The sequence below is a fragment of the Serratia sp. CY38905 genome (assembly GCF_052168875.1).
GTDB lineage: Bacteria > Pseudomonadota > Gammaproteobacteria > Enterobacterales > Enterobacteriaceae > Serratia > Serratia sarumanii.
This window is the reverse complement of the sequence record NZ_JBJNLV010000002.1, coordinates 311,668-327,432: the sequence shown is the minus strand read 5'-3', so window position 1 is coordinate 327,432 and position 15,765 is coordinate 311,668. Positions and strand designations below refer to the sequence as shown.

13 protein-coding genes are annotated in these 15,765 nt (G+C 60.8%); 8 read left to right on the top strand and 5 right to left on the bottom strand.

What is annotated here, in order from left to right; all coding sequences use genetic code 11:
• The first annotated feature begins 115 nt into the window (after positions 1 to 115).
• From nifJ to ACJ8MK_RS08300, 3 genes are all read left to right on the top strand, one after another.
• A complete protein-coding gene (gene nifJ / locus ACJ8MK_RS08310) occupies positions 116 to 3,649 on the top strand; it encodes a pyruvate:ferredoxin (flavodoxin) oxidoreductase (protein WP_442517646.1) in 3,534 nt (1,177 codons plus the stop codon).
• A 225-nt stretch (positions 3,650 to 3,874) separates the two neighbouring features.
• Positions 3,875 to 4,813, top strand: a complete 939-nt coding sequence (ttcA, locus tag ACJ8MK_RS08305; RefSeq protein WP_033634672.1) for a tRNA 2-thiocytidine(32) synthetase TtcA — start codon at positions 3,875 to 3,877, stop codon at positions 4,811 to 4,813.
• Positions 4,814 to 4,959: 146 nt separating this feature from the next.
• Positions 4,960 to 5,358 carry a VOC family protein gene (locus ACJ8MK_RS08300; protein WP_033634674.1) on the top strand — a complete coding sequence of 133 codons (399 nt, stop codon included), beginning with the start codon at positions 4,960 to 4,962 and terminating at the stop codon, positions 5,356 to 5,358.
• Positions 5,359 to 5,577: 219 nt separating this feature from the next.
• On the opposite strand, the gene zntB is transcribed toward ACJ8MK_RS08300, so the two are convergent.
• The gene (zntB, locus tag ACJ8MK_RS08295; RefSeq protein WP_442517645.1) at positions 5,578 to 6,561 is read right to left on the bottom strand and encodes a zinc transporter ZntB; all 984 of its coding nucleotides are present in this window, start codon (positions 6,559 to 6,561) and stop codon (positions 5,578 to 5,580) included.
• Positions 6,562 to 6,611: 50 nt separating this feature from the next.
• Between zntB and ACJ8MK_RS08290 the strand changes: the two genes are divergently transcribed.
• From ACJ8MK_RS08290 to ACJ8MK_RS08280, 3 genes are all read left to right on the top strand, one after another.
• Positions 6,612 to 7,421, top strand: coding sequence for a hypothetical protein (locus ACJ8MK_RS08290; RefSeq protein ID WP_243403433.1), 810 nt, complete (start codon positions 6,612 to 6,614; stop codon positions 7,419 to 7,421).
• A 5-nt stretch (positions 7,422 to 7,426) separates the two neighbouring features.
• Complete coding sequence (locus tag ACJ8MK_RS08285; RefSeq protein WP_060420932.1) at positions 7,427 to 8,464, top strand: hypothetical protein; 1,038 nt, start codon at positions 7,427 to 7,429, stop codon at positions 8,462 to 8,464.
• Between the two features lie 194 nt (positions 8,465 to 8,658).
• Positions 8,659 to 8,907, top strand: a complete 249-nt coding sequence (locus ACJ8MK_RS08280; RefSeq protein ID WP_033648443.1) for a hypothetical protein — start codon at positions 8,659 to 8,661, stop codon at positions 8,905 to 8,907.
• A gap of 159 nt (positions 8,908 to 9,066) precedes the next feature.
• Here the strand turns inward: ACJ8MK_RS08280 and ACJ8MK_RS08275 are convergent, their stop codons facing one another.
• Entirely contained in the window at positions 9,067 to 10,701 is a 1,635-nt protein-coding gene (locus tag ACJ8MK_RS08275; RefSeq protein WP_041035276.1) for a peptide ABC transporter substrate-binding protein, read from the bottom strand.
• A gap of 159 nt (positions 10,702 to 10,860) precedes the next feature.
• The gene (locus tag ACJ8MK_RS08270) at positions 10,861 to 11,211 is read right to left on the bottom strand and encodes a hypothetical protein (RefSeq protein ID WP_015378006.1); all 351 of its coding nucleotides are present in this window, start codon (positions 11,209 to 11,211) and stop codon (positions 10,861 to 10,863) included.
• A 206-nt stretch (positions 11,212 to 11,417) separates the two neighbouring features.
• On the opposite strand from ACJ8MK_RS08270, the gene mpaA reads away from it, so the two are divergent.
• Positions 11,418 to 12,125: a murein tripeptide amidase MpaA gene (gene mpaA / locus ACJ8MK_RS08265; protein ID WP_033648445.1), complete on the top strand. Its 708-nt coding sequence runs from the start codon at positions 11,418 to 11,420 to the stop codon at positions 12,123 to 12,125.
• A 3-nt stretch (positions 12,126 to 12,128) separates the two neighbouring features.
• On the opposite strand, the gene ycjG is transcribed toward mpaA, so the two are convergent.
• Positions 12,129 to 13,103, bottom strand: a complete 975-nt coding sequence (gene ycjG / locus ACJ8MK_RS08260) for an L-Ala-D/L-Glu epimerase (RefSeq protein ID WP_060452614.1) — start codon at positions 13,101 to 13,103, stop codon at positions 12,129 to 12,131.
• A gap of 225 nt (positions 13,104 to 13,328) precedes the next feature.
• Here ycjG and tpx point away from each other — a divergent pair, with 225 nt between their 5' ends.
• The gene (gene tpx / locus ACJ8MK_RS08255; protein ID WP_004930536.1) at positions 13,329 to 13,832 is read left to right on the top strand and encodes a thiol peroxidase; all 504 of its coding nucleotides are present in this window, start codon (positions 13,329 to 13,331) and stop codon (positions 13,830 to 13,832) included.
• Between the two features lie 57 nt (positions 13,833 to 13,889).
• Here tpx and tyrR read toward each other — a convergent pair whose 3' ends face one another.
• The gene (tyrR, locus tag ACJ8MK_RS08250; RefSeq protein WP_049212551.1) at positions 13,890 to 15,461 is read right to left on the bottom strand and encodes a transcriptional regulator TyrR; all 1,572 of its coding nucleotides are present in this window, start codon (positions 15,459 to 15,461) and stop codon (positions 13,890 to 13,892) included.
• Positions 15,462 to 15,765 lie beyond the last annotated feature (304 nt).

Genomic DNA, 15,765 nt, shown 5'->3' with positions numbered 1-15,765 from the left:
TTGTCACCCGCCACACAAACACGATAAAGCCGCGTTCAAACCCTCTGTTAGACTTTTTTCCATTACTGCGAAAGTGCGCTTTCGCGGCTTTGAGAGCAATGAAAAGGTAACGCCGATGATAACTACAGATGGTAATAATGCAGTCGCTTCCGTGGCCTATCGCACCAACGAAGTGATTGCCATCTACCCTATCACGCCGAGTTCCACCATGGCGGAGCAGGCGGATGCCTGGTCCGGCGATGGCCGGCAAAACATCTGGGGCGATATCCCCCGGGTAGTGGAAATGCAGTCGGAAGGCGGCGCGATCGCCACCGTGCACGGCGCGTTGCAAACCGGCGCGCTGTCGACCTCGTTCACCTCATCGCAGGGTCTGCTGCTGATGATCCCGACGCTGTACAAACTGGCCGGCGAGCTGACGCCGTTCGTGCTGCACGTCGCCGCGCGCACCGTAGCCACGCACGCGCTGTCCATCTTCGGTGACCACTCGGACGTGATGGCGGTGCGCCAGACCGGCTGCGCCATGCTGTGCGCCGGCAGCGTGCAGGAGGCGCAGGACTTCGCGCTGATCTCGCAGACCGCCACCCTCAACGCGTGCGTGCCGTTTATCCATTTCTTCGACGGCTTCCGCACCTCGCACGAAATCAACAAGATCGTGCCGCTCAGCGACGATACGCTGCGGCAAATGCTGCCGCAGGCGGCGATCGACGCTCACCGCAGCCGGGCGCTGTCGCCGGATCATCCGGTGGTGCGCGGCACTTCCGCCAACCCGGACACCTATTTCCAGTCGCGCGAAGCCACCAACCCGTGGTATGACGCCACCGGCCAGCACGTGATCGACGCCATGGAAGCCTTCGCCGCCCTCACCGGCCGCCACTATCGGCCGTTCGACTATTACGGCCACCCGCAGGCCGAACGCGTGGTGGTGGTGATGGGCTCCGCCGCCGGCACCTGCGAAGAGGTGATCGACACCCTGCTGGCCCGCGGCGAGAAAGTCGGCGTGCTGAAAGTCCGGCTGTTCCGGCCGTTCTCCGCCAAATACCTGCTCGACGCGCTGCCGGACAGCGTGCGCAGCGTCGCGGTGCTCGATCGCACCAAAGAACCGGGCGCGCTGGCCGAGCCGCTGTATCTGGACGTGATGACCGCGCTGGCGGAAGCCTACAGCCGGGGTGAGCGCGCCACGCTGCCGCGGGTGATCGGCGGCCGTTACGGCCTGTCGTCGAAAGAGTTCGGCCCCGACTGCGCGCTGGCGGTGTTCCGCGAGCTGGCCCAGCCGCAGCCGCGCCCGCGCTTTACCGTCGGCATCTTCGATGATGTCACCGGGCTTTCGCTGCCGCTGAGCGACGAAATCCTGCCGCAGCGCGCCTCGCTGGAAGCGCTGTTCTACGGTTTGGGCAGCGACGGCTCGGTCTCGGCCACCAAGAACAACATCAAGATCATCGGCAACGCCACGCCGCTGTATGCCCAGGGCTATTTCGTCTACGACTCCAAAAAGGCCGGCGGCCTGACGGTGTCGCACCTGCGCGTCAGCGAACAGCCGATCAACTCGGCCTACCTGGTCAGCCACGCGGACTTCATCGGCTGCCACCAGCTGCAGTTTATCGATAAGTACCAAATGGTCGAACGCCTGAAGCCCGGCGGCACCTTCCTGCTCAATACCCCTTACGGCGCCGACGAGGTCTGGTCGCGCCTGCCGCAGGAGGTTCAGGCGCTGTTGCACCAACGCCAGGCGCGTTTCTATATCATCAACGCCGCCAAGCTGGCGCGCGAATGCCGGCTCGGCGCGCGCATCAACACCGTGATGCAGATGGCGTTCTTCCACCTGACGCAGATCCTGCCGAGCGACGTGGCGCTGCAACAGCTGCAGGACGCCATCGCCCGCAGCTACAGCAGCAAGGGCCAGGAGATCGTCGAGCGCAACTGGCAGGCGCTGGGCGCCACCCGGGCCGCGCTGACCGAGATCCCGCTGCAGCCGGTCGACGCCAGCAGCCCGATGCGCCCGCCGGTGGTCTCGGACGCCGCACCGGACTTCGTCAAAACCGTCACCGCCGCGATGCTGGCTGGGCTGGGCGATGCGCTGCCGGTTTCCGCCTTCCCACCGGACGGCACCTGGCCGGTGGGCACCACCCAATGGGAAAAGCGCAACATCGCCGAAGCGATCCCGATCTGGCAGCCCGACCTGTGTACCCAGTGCAACCACTGCGTCGCCGCCTGCCCGCACTCCGCCATTCGCGCCAAGGTGGTTCAGCCGGCGGAGATGGAGCACGCCCCCGCCTCCCTGCAGTCGCTGGATGTCAAAGCGCGCGATATGCGCGGCCAGAAATACGTGCTGCAGGTAGCGCCGGAGGATTGCACCGGCTGTAACCTGTGCGTCGAGGTCTGCCCGGCGAAAGATCGCCAGAACCCGGAGATCAAGGCCATCAACATGGCTTCGCGCCTCGATAATCTGACGGCGGAAAAAGACAACTACGACTTCTTCCTGCAGCTGCCGGAAATCGATCCGACGCAGCTGGAGCGCATCGACATTCGCACTTCGCAGCTGATCACGCCGCTGTTCGAGTACTCCGGCGCCTGCTCCGGCTGCGGCGAAACGCCGTACATCAAGCTGTTGACCCAGCTCTATGGCGACCGCTTGCTGATCGCCAACGCCACCGGCTGTTCGTCGATCTACGGCGGCAACCTGCCGACCACGCCGTACACCACCAACGCCGAAGGGCGCGGGCCGGCGTGGGCCAACTCGCTGTTCGAAGACAACGCCGAATTCGGCCTGGGCTTCCGTTTAACTGTCGATCAACATCGCGCGCGAGTGCTGCGCCTGCTGAATGCTCTGGCGCCGCAGCTGCCGGAGCGGTTGGTCAATGCCCTGCAGATGGGCGACGTGGCGCCGGAGCCGCGCCGTCAGCAGATCGCCGAACTGCGCACGCTGTTGGCCAATCTCGAAGGCGAAGACGCGCGCCAGCTGGCGGCCGGCGCCGACTACCTGGTGGATAAATCCATCTGGCTGATCGGCGGTGACGGTTGGGCCTACGACATCGGCTTCGGCGGTTTGGATCACGTCCTCAGCCTGACGGAGAACGTCAACGTGCTGGTGCTCGACACCCAGTGCTACTCGAACACCGGCGGCCAGCAGTCGAAGGCCACGCCGCTCGGCGCGGTGACCAAGTTCGGCGAACACGGCAAGCGCAAGGCGCGCAAGGATTTGGGCGTCAGCATGATGATGTACGGCCATGTCTACGTGGCGCAGATCTCGCTGGGGGCGCAGCTCAACCAAACGGTGAAAGCGATTCAGGAGGCCGAGGCCTATCCGGGGCCGTCGCTGATCATCGCCTACAGCCCGTGCGAAGAGCACGGCTACGATCTGGCGCTCAGCCACGATCAGATGAAACAGCTGACCGCCACCGGCTTCTGGCCGCTGTACCGCTTCGATCCGCGCCGCAGCGCCGAGGGCAAGGCCGCATTGGCGCTGGATTCGCGGCCGCCGAACAGCAGCCTGTCGGAAACGCTGCTGAAAGAACAGCGTTTCCGCCGCCTGAACGCGCAGCAACCGGAAGTGGCCAGCGCGCTGTATCAGGCCGCCGAGAAAGAGCTGCAGGAGAAATACGATTTCCTCAGCCTGCTGGCCGGCAAGGCGGAAAAATCCGCCGCAGAGTAACGCCATCAGGGCGCGAGCGATTCGCGCCCTGTTCTTTTACCGCCGGCGTCAACCGCAGCAAAAACCCGCTGGCATTCCTGCGCGCAATCCGTACCATACAGGCCTCGCGTCGGGCGCGTGGCAGCAGGATGATGAATAATGATCAAAAGCGGCCGGTTGAATGGTAAACTCGCGGCTACAACGCCATGCCCCTAGTGCCCCCCATTGAGAATGAGCACGATTTAAATGTCAGAAAAGCAATCCGTTAGCCAAAAAGAGCAGTACAACCTCAACAAATTGCAAAAGCGCCTGCGCCGCAACGTGGGCGAAGCGATCGCCGATTTCAATATGATTGAAGAAGGCGACCGCATCATGGTCTGCCTGTCCGGCGGTAAAGACAGCTACACCATGCTGGAGATCCTGCGCAATCTGCAGCAGAGCGCGCCGGTCAACTTCTCCCTGGTGGCGGTGAACCTCGATCAGAAGCAGCCCGGCTTCCCGGAGCATATTCTGCCCGCCTACCTGGAAAGCCTGGGGGTGGAGTACAAGATCGTCGAAGAGAACACCTACAGCATCGTTAAAGACAAGATCCCGGAAGGCAAAACCACCTGTTCACTGTGCTCGCGCCTGCGCCGCGGCATTTTGTACCGCACCGCCACCGAACTGGGTGCCACCAAGATCGCGCTGGGCCACCACCGCGACGACATTCTGCAGACGCTGTTCCTCAACATGTTCTACGGCGGCAAGATGAAAGGCATGCCGCCCAAGCTGATGAGCGACGACGGCAAGCACGTGGTGATCCGCCCGCTGGCCTACTGCCGCGAGAAAGACATCGAGCGTTTCTCGATCGCCAAGGAATTCCCAATCATCCCATGCAACCTGTGCGGCTCGCAGCCTAACCTGCAGCGCCAGGTGATCGGCGATATGCTGCGCGACTGGGACAAGCGTTACCCTGGCCGGTTGGAAACCATGTTCAGCGCCATGCAAAACGTGGTGCCTTCGCACCTGAGCGACATCAATCTGTTCGATTTCAAAGGCATTCACCACGGTAGCGCCGTGGTGGACGGCGGCGATTTGGCCTTCGATCGCGAAGACATCCCGATGCAGCCCGTCGGTTGGCAGCCGGAAGATTCGGACGACGCGGTGCCTGCGCCAGAGCGTTTGAACGTGCTGGAAATCAAATAAGCCCCTCTCGCCGCTTGCCCTCTGCAAGCGGCGACATTCCCCTCTCTCGACGATCTCGATCCTGTTCACAGTTTGCGCAAAATTTACTGGGCGGTGCCGTTTTTACCCTATACTGTTTATTTATACAGTCATATGGAGATCGCGCAATGAATATCACCCCCTGCCTGTCCCACGTCTCGCTGGGCTCCAACGATTTCGAGGCCGCCGCCGCCTTTTACGATCGCACGCTGGCCGCCTTGGGTTGCCGACGCGTGCTGGAGCATCCCGGCGCCATCGGTTACGGCCGCGACTATCCGGAGTTTTGGCTGCAGGTGCCGATCGACGGCCGGCCGGCCTCGCCCGGCAACGGCACGCACGTCGGTTTTTTCGCCACCAGCAAGCAACAGGTGGATGAATTCCATCGCCAGGCGCTGCTGGCCGGCGCCGCCGATGAAGGCGCGCCCGGCTCGCGGCCGCACTACGGCGAGGCTTACTACGGCTGCTTTGTCCGTGATTTGGATGGGCACAAGATTGAAGCCAGCTTCTGGGATGAAAGCGCAGCCTGAAGAAAAGAGGAATGCCGAATAAAAAAATGCCGGTGATTAAACCGGCATTGTACGAATCAAATGTGCTATGCAGTAATTCAAAAATAAGAAAGTAAGACAATTATGGAGCACAACGCCCATCGCTTGACGTTGCATTCACCTGCGAGAGAGATCATGCCCCATTTCCCCCGGCTAAATGTTGATATTGCTCAATGTTAACCGGGTTTTCGTCATTTTTGCCTACAGCCAGCGGCTGCGCTTCAGCCACCAGGCGACGCCAAGCACCAACCCGCCCAGCATCAGGCAAAACGCCGCAAAACCGAGAGGATTGCCGCCGCCCGGAATGCCGCCAAGGTTGACCCCGAACAACCCGGTCAGGAAGGTGGTAGGCAGAAATACCATCGCCAACAATGACATGGTGTAAGTGCGGCGGTTCATCGCATCGGCCATCACCGTGGTGATTTCGTCGGACAAGATGGCGGTGCGCGCGATGCTGCCGTCCAGATCGTCCAATCCCCGCCCCAGGCGATCGGCGATGTCCTGCATGCGGCGGCGATCGTCGTCGCTCATCCACGGCAGGCGGTCGCTGGCCAGCCGCGCGAAGACGTCGCGCTGCGGCGCCATATAGCGGCGCAGCACGATCAGCTGTTTACGGATCAGCGCCAGCTGGCCGCGCTCCGGCACCTGCTGCTCCAGCAAAGCGTCCTCCAGATCGATGATCTTGTCGTGCAGATCTTCGATAAATTCGCTGGTGTGATCGGTCAACGCATCGGAAATTTCCACCAGCCAGCTGCCGCTGTTGGTCGGCCCGGCGCCGCTTTGCAGATCGTTCACCACCTGATCGATGGAATACACCTTGCGGTGTCGGGTAGAGACAATCAGTTTATCGGTGATGTACACGCGAATGGTGACCAGCTGGTCCGGCCGGGAATTGGCGTTGAAGTTGATGCTGCGCAGGGTGATCATGGTGCCTTCGCCCTGGCGGCTGACGCGCGGCCGTGAGCTTTCGCCGGAGAGCGCTTCGCGCACCGAGTCCGGCAGCAGCGGCGTGGTGCTCAGCCATTCGGCGCTGGCCGGGTGCGCGTAATCAAGATGCAGCCAGCACGGCGCCTCGCAGGTGATCTTGTCACCCTGCTCGATCGGCGTGACGCCGCCCTTGCCGTCCAGCTGGTAGGCGTAAACCGCATCGGCGATCTGCAGCTCGCTCCCCTCAATCACATCCATTCATTTATCCCCTCAGTCTTGCTTATGTTGCTGAGTCTAGCGTTAACGCCTTGGAGATCAAAGGCCAAGCTGTAACGCCAGTTTTCACGTTGTCCCGCAAGCGTGGTCTATACTTCTGCCGCAAGGAACGCAAGACAGCCCGAGAGGAGACTCGCATGTTACAAATCAGCGCCGCGGATATTTTGAAAATCGTCTTACCGACCGTCATTACGCTGTTTATCGCCGTCGTCAAAACCCCTTTTCGCATTCGGCGGGAAAACCGCGATAAGCTGCTGAACCTGCTCGAATCCGTCGAGAAGCGCCAGAGCGCCCCCATACGCCTGTTGCGATTTCGCGACTATCTCGGCAACAGCAGCGCCGGCCTTACTGCGCTGCAACTGCTGCTGGCATTGCCGGACAGCGTAGCCGCGCTGGAGCGCTATCGCTTCACCGCAGGCCGACAGCAGATCCTGCGCACTGCGCCCGACGGTTTCGTTTTGCGGCCAAACGCCAATAACGCCTTCAAACGTTTCCTGCTTTCCTGTCGCCATTTTTTGCTGTATCTGCTGTTCGTCACGCTGCTGGTACTACTCCCCGCGTTGACTCAATGGGGACTGCAACAGTTAGGGGTATTGATTACGCCCCAGTCACTCAGCTATCTGCCTAATGCGCGCATCACCGACGGCTGGCAGCTGCTGTTCCCCGGCTTATTATTTATTATCATTATGTTCAGCCTGGCATACCTGACCTTCAGACAGCTGGCACGCGCGGGTAACCTCAGCTCGGAACGCGCCTTTTATCGCTACTACCAACGAGCGCGTGAGGAACAACGATGCCGGGAAGTCCTGAGACAAATGCGCACTGCGCTGCGCCGAGCCTGACGAGAATGCGCTGCCTGCGGTGCATCGCAATGGCCGCCCTGCTGCTGTTCGGCCAATCGGTTCGTGCAGAGCCGGTGTTGGAGCGCCTCGCCACGCCCTATCGCGCGCCGACGGCGGCCGGTTCCCTGCCTTATTTTGTCGCTCACGCTCAATCCCCCCAGCCGCGTAACGCACTGGTGGTGATGCACGGCCATCCACGCGACGCCGCCAGGACGTTGCAAGCGGCGATCGACGCCGCGCAGGGAGCAGGAGACAGCAGCTTGCTGGTCGCCCCGCTGTTTCAGGTACCGGTAAAACTCGCCGCCCACTGCCATTCCGCCGGTCTGCCCCAGCCGCAAGACGGCGACGCCCTGTGGCGCTGCGGCTCCTGGATCGAGGGCGGCTTGGATAATGGCGGGAAGACCGGTTCGTTCAACGCCATGGATAACCTGCTGGCCGATCTGAAACGGCGCTGGCCGTCGCTGCAGTCGATAACCGTGGCCGGTTTTTCCGCCGGCGCCCAGTTCGTGCAGCATTATGTCGGCTTTGCCCAGCCGCCACGCGGAGTGCGTCTGCGCTATGTGGTGGCCGATCCCGGCAGCTGGCTCTATTTTGATCGCCTGCGCCCTCTGCCCACCAGTTGGGGAAACTGCAGCAGTGAAGAAACCTGCCGTTTTCGCTGGCAAACGCTGGACGCCGGCCATTGTCCGCAGGCCAACCGATGGAAATACGGTCTGGAAGCGTTTCCCGCTCACCTGCAGCGCACCGCCGACGCGGCTCGTCGGCGTTACGCCGCCGCCGATATCACCTATCTGGCCGCCGCCGAGGATACCGGCGCCGCGCCGGGCGCCTACTATCGGATACTCGACAAATCCTGCGCCGCCCAGTTGCAGGGCCCCTATCGATTGCAGCGCGCCCTGGCCTACGCCGACTACGATCGGCATTACCTGGCGCCGGAGAAGCCGCATCGATTAACGATCGTTCCCGGCTGCGGGCACAACGTCGCCTGCGTATTTTCCGCCCCGGCGGCCAGGCAGGCGCTTTTCCCCATTAATGCAGACTAATAATAACGGCAATGAAATAAACCTTTGCCGACAAATCAGGCAATATCGCTGATAAAGCGCTGGCAATGCCGTTATTATTATGACTTAACATATTGCTATCATTTTTAATTCAAAATGATAATAACAAATCAACACAAAGCTGTTTCAGCGCAAATTTTAGGGGCATATACTTTTCTCACTACGAGGAGGTAGTTATGTTACGCGACCATTTAAAAATAAACGCCAGCGATACGCTGGAAAAAATCAGCAATATCCATTTGCAAAACCAGGGCCAGGAAGAGATCAGTGAGTTTGTGGTGAAAAACGCCGCCGGCCTGCAGATTGGCAAGGTCTCCGTCCACGATCGTTTCAGCACCCGACGCTCGTACCCCACCAGTTACCGCATCACTCAAACCGACATGAACGGCCGGGTGGTGGTGGATGCCATGCGGGACTGTCTATAAGCGTAACCATTCTCTGAAATAGCGAAAATACTGTGATGATGGCAACCCTGTTTATTATTAAACGGGGTTTATCGCGTGAAATAATTAATTATCTTCTTAGTTTCATCGTCGAAAAAAAATAAAGCCCCCGCATCAAGCGAGGGCGATAATTAAAGCGACTCAGTGTTTGATGATATACATCGTCTGGCTGTAGGCCACGTCTTCCGGATTGGTGATCGGGTAGCCTTTTACCCACGGCTTGATCAGGCGGCCGTTGGTGTACTGGTAAATCGGCGCGATCGGCGCCTGATCGGCAATGATCTGCTCCATCTTGTTGTAATCGGCGGTCACCGCCGCCGGATTGGTTTCCCGCCCCGCCTGCGCCAGCAGCTTGTCATAGTCCGCGTTCTTGAACTTGGCGATGTTGCCGCTGTGGGTCGAGGTCAGCAGCGACAGGAAGGTCGACGCTTCGTTATAGTCACCTACCCAGGAGGCGCGGATCACGTCGAAATTGCCGGTGTTGCGGCTGTCGATGTAGGTTTTCCATTCCTGGTTCTGCAGCTTGACGTCAATCCCCAGCTTCTTCTTCCACATCGAAGCCACGGCGATGGCGATCTTCTGGTGGCTTTCCGAGGTGTTATACAGCAGCGTCAGCTTCAGCGGGTTGTTCGGGCCGTAACCGGCCGCCTGCAGCAACGCCTTGGCCTGCGCGTCCAACTCCGCCTGTGATTGCTGTTGCAGCAAGCTCACTTCCGGTTTGAACCCGGCGGTCACGTCCGGCGTGAAGTGATAGGCCGGTTTTTCGCCGGTGCCCAGCACTTTTTCGGCAATAATCTTGCGATCGATGGCATAGGACAAGGCCTGGCGCACCCGCACGTCGTTGGTCGGCGCGCGCTGGGTGTTGAACGCGTAGTAATAGGTGCCGAGCTGATCCGGCGTGTACACCTGCCCCGGAATGTCTTTCAGCAGCTTCTGATACATGTTTTTCGGGAAGGATTCGGTGATATCGATGTCACCTGCCAGGTAACGCTTGGTAGCGTTGGATTCCTGGTTGATGGGTACGAAGGTCACTTTGGTCAGCACGGTACGCGCATGATCCCAGTAATGATCGTTAGGCGTCAGTACCAGCTTCTCGTTCACCACCCGCTCCTGCAGTTTGAACGCGCCGTTGCCCACCAGATTGCCGACCTTGGTCCAGTCGTTGCCGTATTTTTCCACCACCGCCTTATTCACCGGGAACAGGCTGAAGTTGGCCGTCAGGCTGACGAAGTACGGCACCGGTTTGTCCAGCTGCACTTTAAGCGTGTAGTCGTCCGGCGCCGACACGCCCAAGCGATCGGCCGGCAATTTGCCGCTGATGATCTGCTCGGCGTTCTGGATCCCCGCCAGCTGCGCGAACCAGGCGAACGGCGACAGGTTTTTCGGCTCTACCAGCCGCTGCCAGCTGTAGACAAAATCCTTCGCCGTGACAGGGTCACCGTTTGACCACCGCGCGTCTTTACGCAGATGGAAAATGTAAGTCTGGTTGTCGCTGGTCTGCCAGCGCGTGGCGACGCCGGGGATCACTTTCCCGTTGGCGTCCTGATTGACCAGCCCTTCGAACAGATCGCGCGCCAGCTGGGCCTCCGGCAGGCCAACCGCTTTGATCGGATCGAGCGAGGCCGGTTCGTCTTTAATGTGGCGCACGATTTCCTGTTTGGCCGCCAGCGCGGTACCCGGGGGAACCTGCGCCGCCATGGCGCTGCTCATACAGGCGCCGATCGCCGCCGCGCAAAGCGCCAAACGAAAACCTCGTTGCATTTTTCTTCCCGTCATTATGATGTTCCCCCGTTAACCATCTGAATTTTTTATCATATAGCACAAGATCCGTCCGGCCTAGCGCTCGCGGCCGAGAAGTTGCAAAAAGTGCGATTCAGGCGATAAAAAAACCCGTACGGCGCGGGGCGGCACGGGCGGTGTTTGCAACGGCGACCGTCAGTCGTACAGGTGGATGCTGTTGATGCGGTAGCTGAACTCTTCGCCTTCTTCTTCATCGAACACGGTGAAAAAGCCTTTCTCGGCCAGCGGACGGGCCGAAATATCGGTTTTTTGCAGCTGGCGCGCGTCGGCGTCGTCGTAGCCGTAATCGAGGTAGAAGGCATCTTTCTGGTAATCGATATGCAGGGTGAACGGATAGTTCGATTCATCCCCGCGCCCGTCGTCGTTTTTCACCACGCCGAACCACTCCCCCTGGCGGATCTGGTTTTCAGCGTCCACGCCGCACAGCAGCGTGATGGTGTCATTTTCATTTTCGCTATAGCTGGCGATGATTCTGGCTACTGGCATGTTAAATCCTCTTGCGGGTGATTGGCTTAGCACTGCCGTTAGTATAACAACAGCGTCAGGCCAGGTGCGGTTTAATTGGCGTTTTCGCCGCCGCCGCGTCACAGATCGCGCAAACGCCGCACAATTGCGATGGGAAAGATGTCTCAAAGCGTAATACACTGAATAAAATGACAATGACTCTCGACCTTTAATCCAGGGACAACACCATGACCGAACATCGACCACGCAGTGAACGTGGCCAGTTGGCCATCGCAGGAGAGAACTACGGCAGCTCGCTGCTGGGTGCGCCGCTGCTCTATTTCCCGGCGGCGAGCAGCGGCCCGCAGACCGGGCTGATCATCGCCGGCACCCACGGCGATGAGAGCGCCGCCATCGTGACCCTGTCCTGCGCGCTGCGCAGCATCGCCCCCGAGCGGCTGCGGCATCACGTGGTGCTGGCGGTCAACCCCGACGGCTGCCAACTTGGGCTGCGCGCCAATGCCAACGGCGTCGATCTGAACCGCAACTTCCCGGCCGCCAACTGGCGTTCCGGCGACACCGTCTACCGCTGGAACAGCGCGGCGCCGGTGCGCGACGTCAAGCTCTCCACCGGCGGGCGCCCCGGTTCCGAACCGGAAACCCAGGCGCTGTGTCACCTGATCCATCGCCTGAAGCCCCACTGGGTGGTATCGTTCCATGAGCCGCTGGCATGCATCGAAGATCCCGCTAGCTCGCGGCTCGGCGTTTGGCTGGCGCACAAGTTCGAACTGCCGCTGGTGACCAGCGTCGGTTATGAAACACCCGGTTCGTTCGGCAGCTGGTGCGCGGATCTGTCGCTGCCGTGCATCACCGCCGAATTCCCGCCGATCTCCGCCGATGCCGCCAGCGAGCGCTACATCGACGCGATGACCGAGCTGCTGACCTACCCGAATTAATCCTTACGGGGCGATATCGACGATCGCCCCGCATTCGAACGCCAGGCCTGGCTCGACGTCACGCGCCAGCCAGGTCGGGCCGTCCAGATCGACGAAGCGCGCCGCCGGCGCCAGCGGCAAGGCGGCGGATATCGCCCGCGACGTGCACAACATGCAGCCGAGCATGATGTCGAACCCTTGTTCGCGCGCGGCCTGCGCCAGCGCCAACGCCTCGGTCAAGCCGCCGGTTTTGTCCAGTTTGATATTGATCATCTGATAGCGCTGCCCCAACCGCGGCAGATCGGCGCGGGTGTGGCAGCTTTCATCGGCGCAGATCGGCAGCGGATGAATAAAGTGCTCCAGCGCGGCGTCGTCACCGGCCGGCAGCGGCTGTTCCAGCATCGCCACGCCGAGATCGGCCAGCAGCTGGCAGCGCGCCGCCAGCCCTTCCGCCTGCCAGGACTCATTGGCGTCGACGATCAGCGTCGCCTGGGGTACCGCAGCGCGGATCGCCACCAGTCGTTCGCTGATATAGTGATCGTCGAGTTTGATCTTCAGCAGCGTGGCACCCTGCCGCTCCAGTTCGCGCGCGGCGAAGGCCATCGCTTCCGGCGTGCCGATGCTGACGGTCTGCGCCATACGGATATGCGCCGGAGCCGCCACGCCGCTGCGCTGCCACAGGCTCTGCCCGTGCAGGCGGCACTCCAGATCCCACAGTGCCGAATCCAGCGCGTTGCGGGCGGCGCCCGCCGGCATCTGCGCCAGCAGCTGCTCGCGGGTTATGCCTTGTGCGATCGCCGGCGCCATCTCTGCCAGCTGCGCCATCACCGATTCCTCGCTCTCGCCGTAACGCGGGTACGGCGTGCATTCACCGGTGCCGCGCACGCCCTGCTGTTCGATTTCGACCACCACCACCCGGGCTTCGGTGCGGCTGCCGCGCGCAATCACGAAGGCGGTATGCAGCGGCCAGGCTTCCGGGTAAAAACGCATGTCTCTCATAACGGCTCCTGAGCGAAAACTGCGCATTCAGCCAGGCTGATGCGCCGGTGATGTTTTATAGAACAGCCTAATATATACAACTATTTAGCAAACTTTGATATCCAATCCGCCCCGGTTGTCATAAACTGGCGCCAGGGTGTGAACCTGATGTTAAATGCCGTTGCCGGTGCGCCGTTTCATCAGGTTCATACCCTTTGTATAAACACCTGTAAAAGGAATCTAGCAATGACTCAGACAGTACATTTTCAAGGCAATCCGGTCAGCGTAGCGGGCAAACTGCCACAGCAGGGCGAACAGGCCAAGGCCTTCTCACTGGTTGCCAAAGACCTGTCAGACGTAGCGCTGAGCAGCTTCGCGGGTAAACGCAAAGTCCTGAACATCTTCCCAAGCATCGATACCGGCGTCTGCGCGACGTCGGTGCGTAAATTCAACCAGCTGGCCAGCGGCCTGGATAACACCGTGGTGCTGTGCATCTCCGCCGATCTGCCGTTCGCGCAGTCTCGCTTCTGCGGCGCGGAAGGCCTGAGCAACGTGGTCACCCTGTCCACCCTGCGCGGCGCCGAGTTCAAGCAGGCGTACGGCGTCGAAATCGCCGAAGGCCCGTTGGCGGGCCTGACCGCGCGTGCGGTCGTGGTGCTGGATGGCCAGGACAACGTGCTGTACAGCGAGCTGGTGAACGAAATCACCACCGAGCCGGACTACGACGCGGCGCTGGCTGCGCTGAAATAATAAAGCCGGCGTTCGCCGGCTCTGGAAACACGTTAAAGGCGCCGCAAGGCGCCTTTCTTATTCTTCGCCCTCGGTGCCGCCTTTGCGGCTGCTCAGGCCATACTCGCGCAGCTTGTTGGCGATGGCGGTATGGGAAACGCCCAGCCGCTTCGCCAGCTTGCGGGTGCTGGGATAGGTGCGATACAGGCGCGTCAGCACCGAGCGCTCGAAACGCTTGCTGATGTCGTCCAGCGAGCCGTCCAGCACCTCGTCGCCCAGCGACATCTCCACCTCGAACTCCGGCAACACGATATCCTGCGGCCGCAGTTCGTAGCCTTCGGTTTGCGTCAGCGCGCGGTAGATGGCGTTTTTCAACTGGCGCACGTTGCCCGGCCAGCCGTACTTGCTGAGGAAGCCGCCCAAATCGCTCGCCAGCTTGGGCCGCGCCACGCCCTGCTCATCGGCGAAGCGCGCCACGAACAGCTCGGTCAGCGGCATGATGTCCTGCGGACGTTCGCGCAGCGGCGGGATGGTGATGGTCAGCACGTTGAGGCGATAATAGAGATCTTCGCGGAATTCGCCGCGCTGCACCAGCTCGGTGAGGTTTTTCTGGGTGGCGCAGATCACGCGCACGTCGACGTGCACCTCATGCTCTTCGCCGACCCGGCGGAAGGTGCCGTCGTTGAGGAAACGCAGCAGTTTGGTCTGCATACGCGGCGACATTTCGCCGATCTCATCCAGCAGCACCGAGCCGCCGTTGGCCTGCTCGAAGAAGCCCTTCTTGCCTTCCAGCGCGTTGGGATAAGCGCCCGGCGCATGGCCGAACAGCTCGCTCTCCACCACGTCATCCGGCAGTGCGGCGCAGTTCAGCGCCAGGAACGGCTGTTTGCCGCGCGGGCTGCGCAAATGGCAGGCGCGGGCCAGAATATCCTTGCCGGTGCCGGTATCGCCGACGATCAGCAGCGGCGCATCGAGCATCGCCAACTTGCGCGCCTGCTCCAGCACGTGACGCATCTTGGCGCTTACCGCGACGATGTGGTCGAATTCGGTATCGTCGTTCACCGACAGATTTTGCAGCTGGCGGCCCATGCGCGCGGTGGACTTCAGCATCACCACCGCACCGACCGCGGCCGGCTGCTGCTGTTCGTCTTCCAGATAGATGGGCGTGATGTCCATCAGGAAGTCCTGGCTGCGGATCACCACCCGCTCGGAGTGCGGCGCCGTATGCTCGCTCTCCAGCCAGCGGCTGAAGTTATAGCCGCCGATCAGCGCCCCGGCGGTCTGGTTGCGGATCTTGTCTTCGTTCAGGCTGAACAGCGCCTGCGCCGCCGGGTTGGCCAGCTCGACCTTGCCCTTCATGTCGATCGAGAACACCGGTTCCGGCATCGATTCCAGCAGCGCGCGCAGCGCGCGGTGCTCGCGTTCGGAAGGCATAAAGCTGACGGTGCGCACGTCGGTCACGCCGGCGATGCGGCGGATCTCCGCCATCAGCGCGCGGAAAGTATCGAACTCCAGCTGGGAGAAATTGAGGTAAATGCGGCCGATGGGATCGATCTCGATGCCACGTAAGTCAATGCTGCGCGATACCAAAAGATCGAGTAATTCTCGAGTGAGACCGAGGCGGTCTTCGCAAAATACTTCCAAACGCATCAGTGTTGGCCTTATCTCTGCAGGTGCGGGGATCGTTGACGATGATGATACTCCCTCGCACCGGGCGGTAGAAGCGATCTGTCAGCAAAAGTTGACAGAACTCTGATTTATTGCCGTGGTTGCTGATTTTAAACGCAAGCGAATAACAGCATCGGCGTCATTTTAGACTACAAACAGAGAGTTATCACAACCAGAATTAATTTTGCAGAGATTTATCACGCACTCGCAGGGGGATCGACTGTCGTCAAGTCTCGATTACGTCCGGCGTCGGCGCCATTGAGAAAGCGGCGCTCCTCAGAGCGCC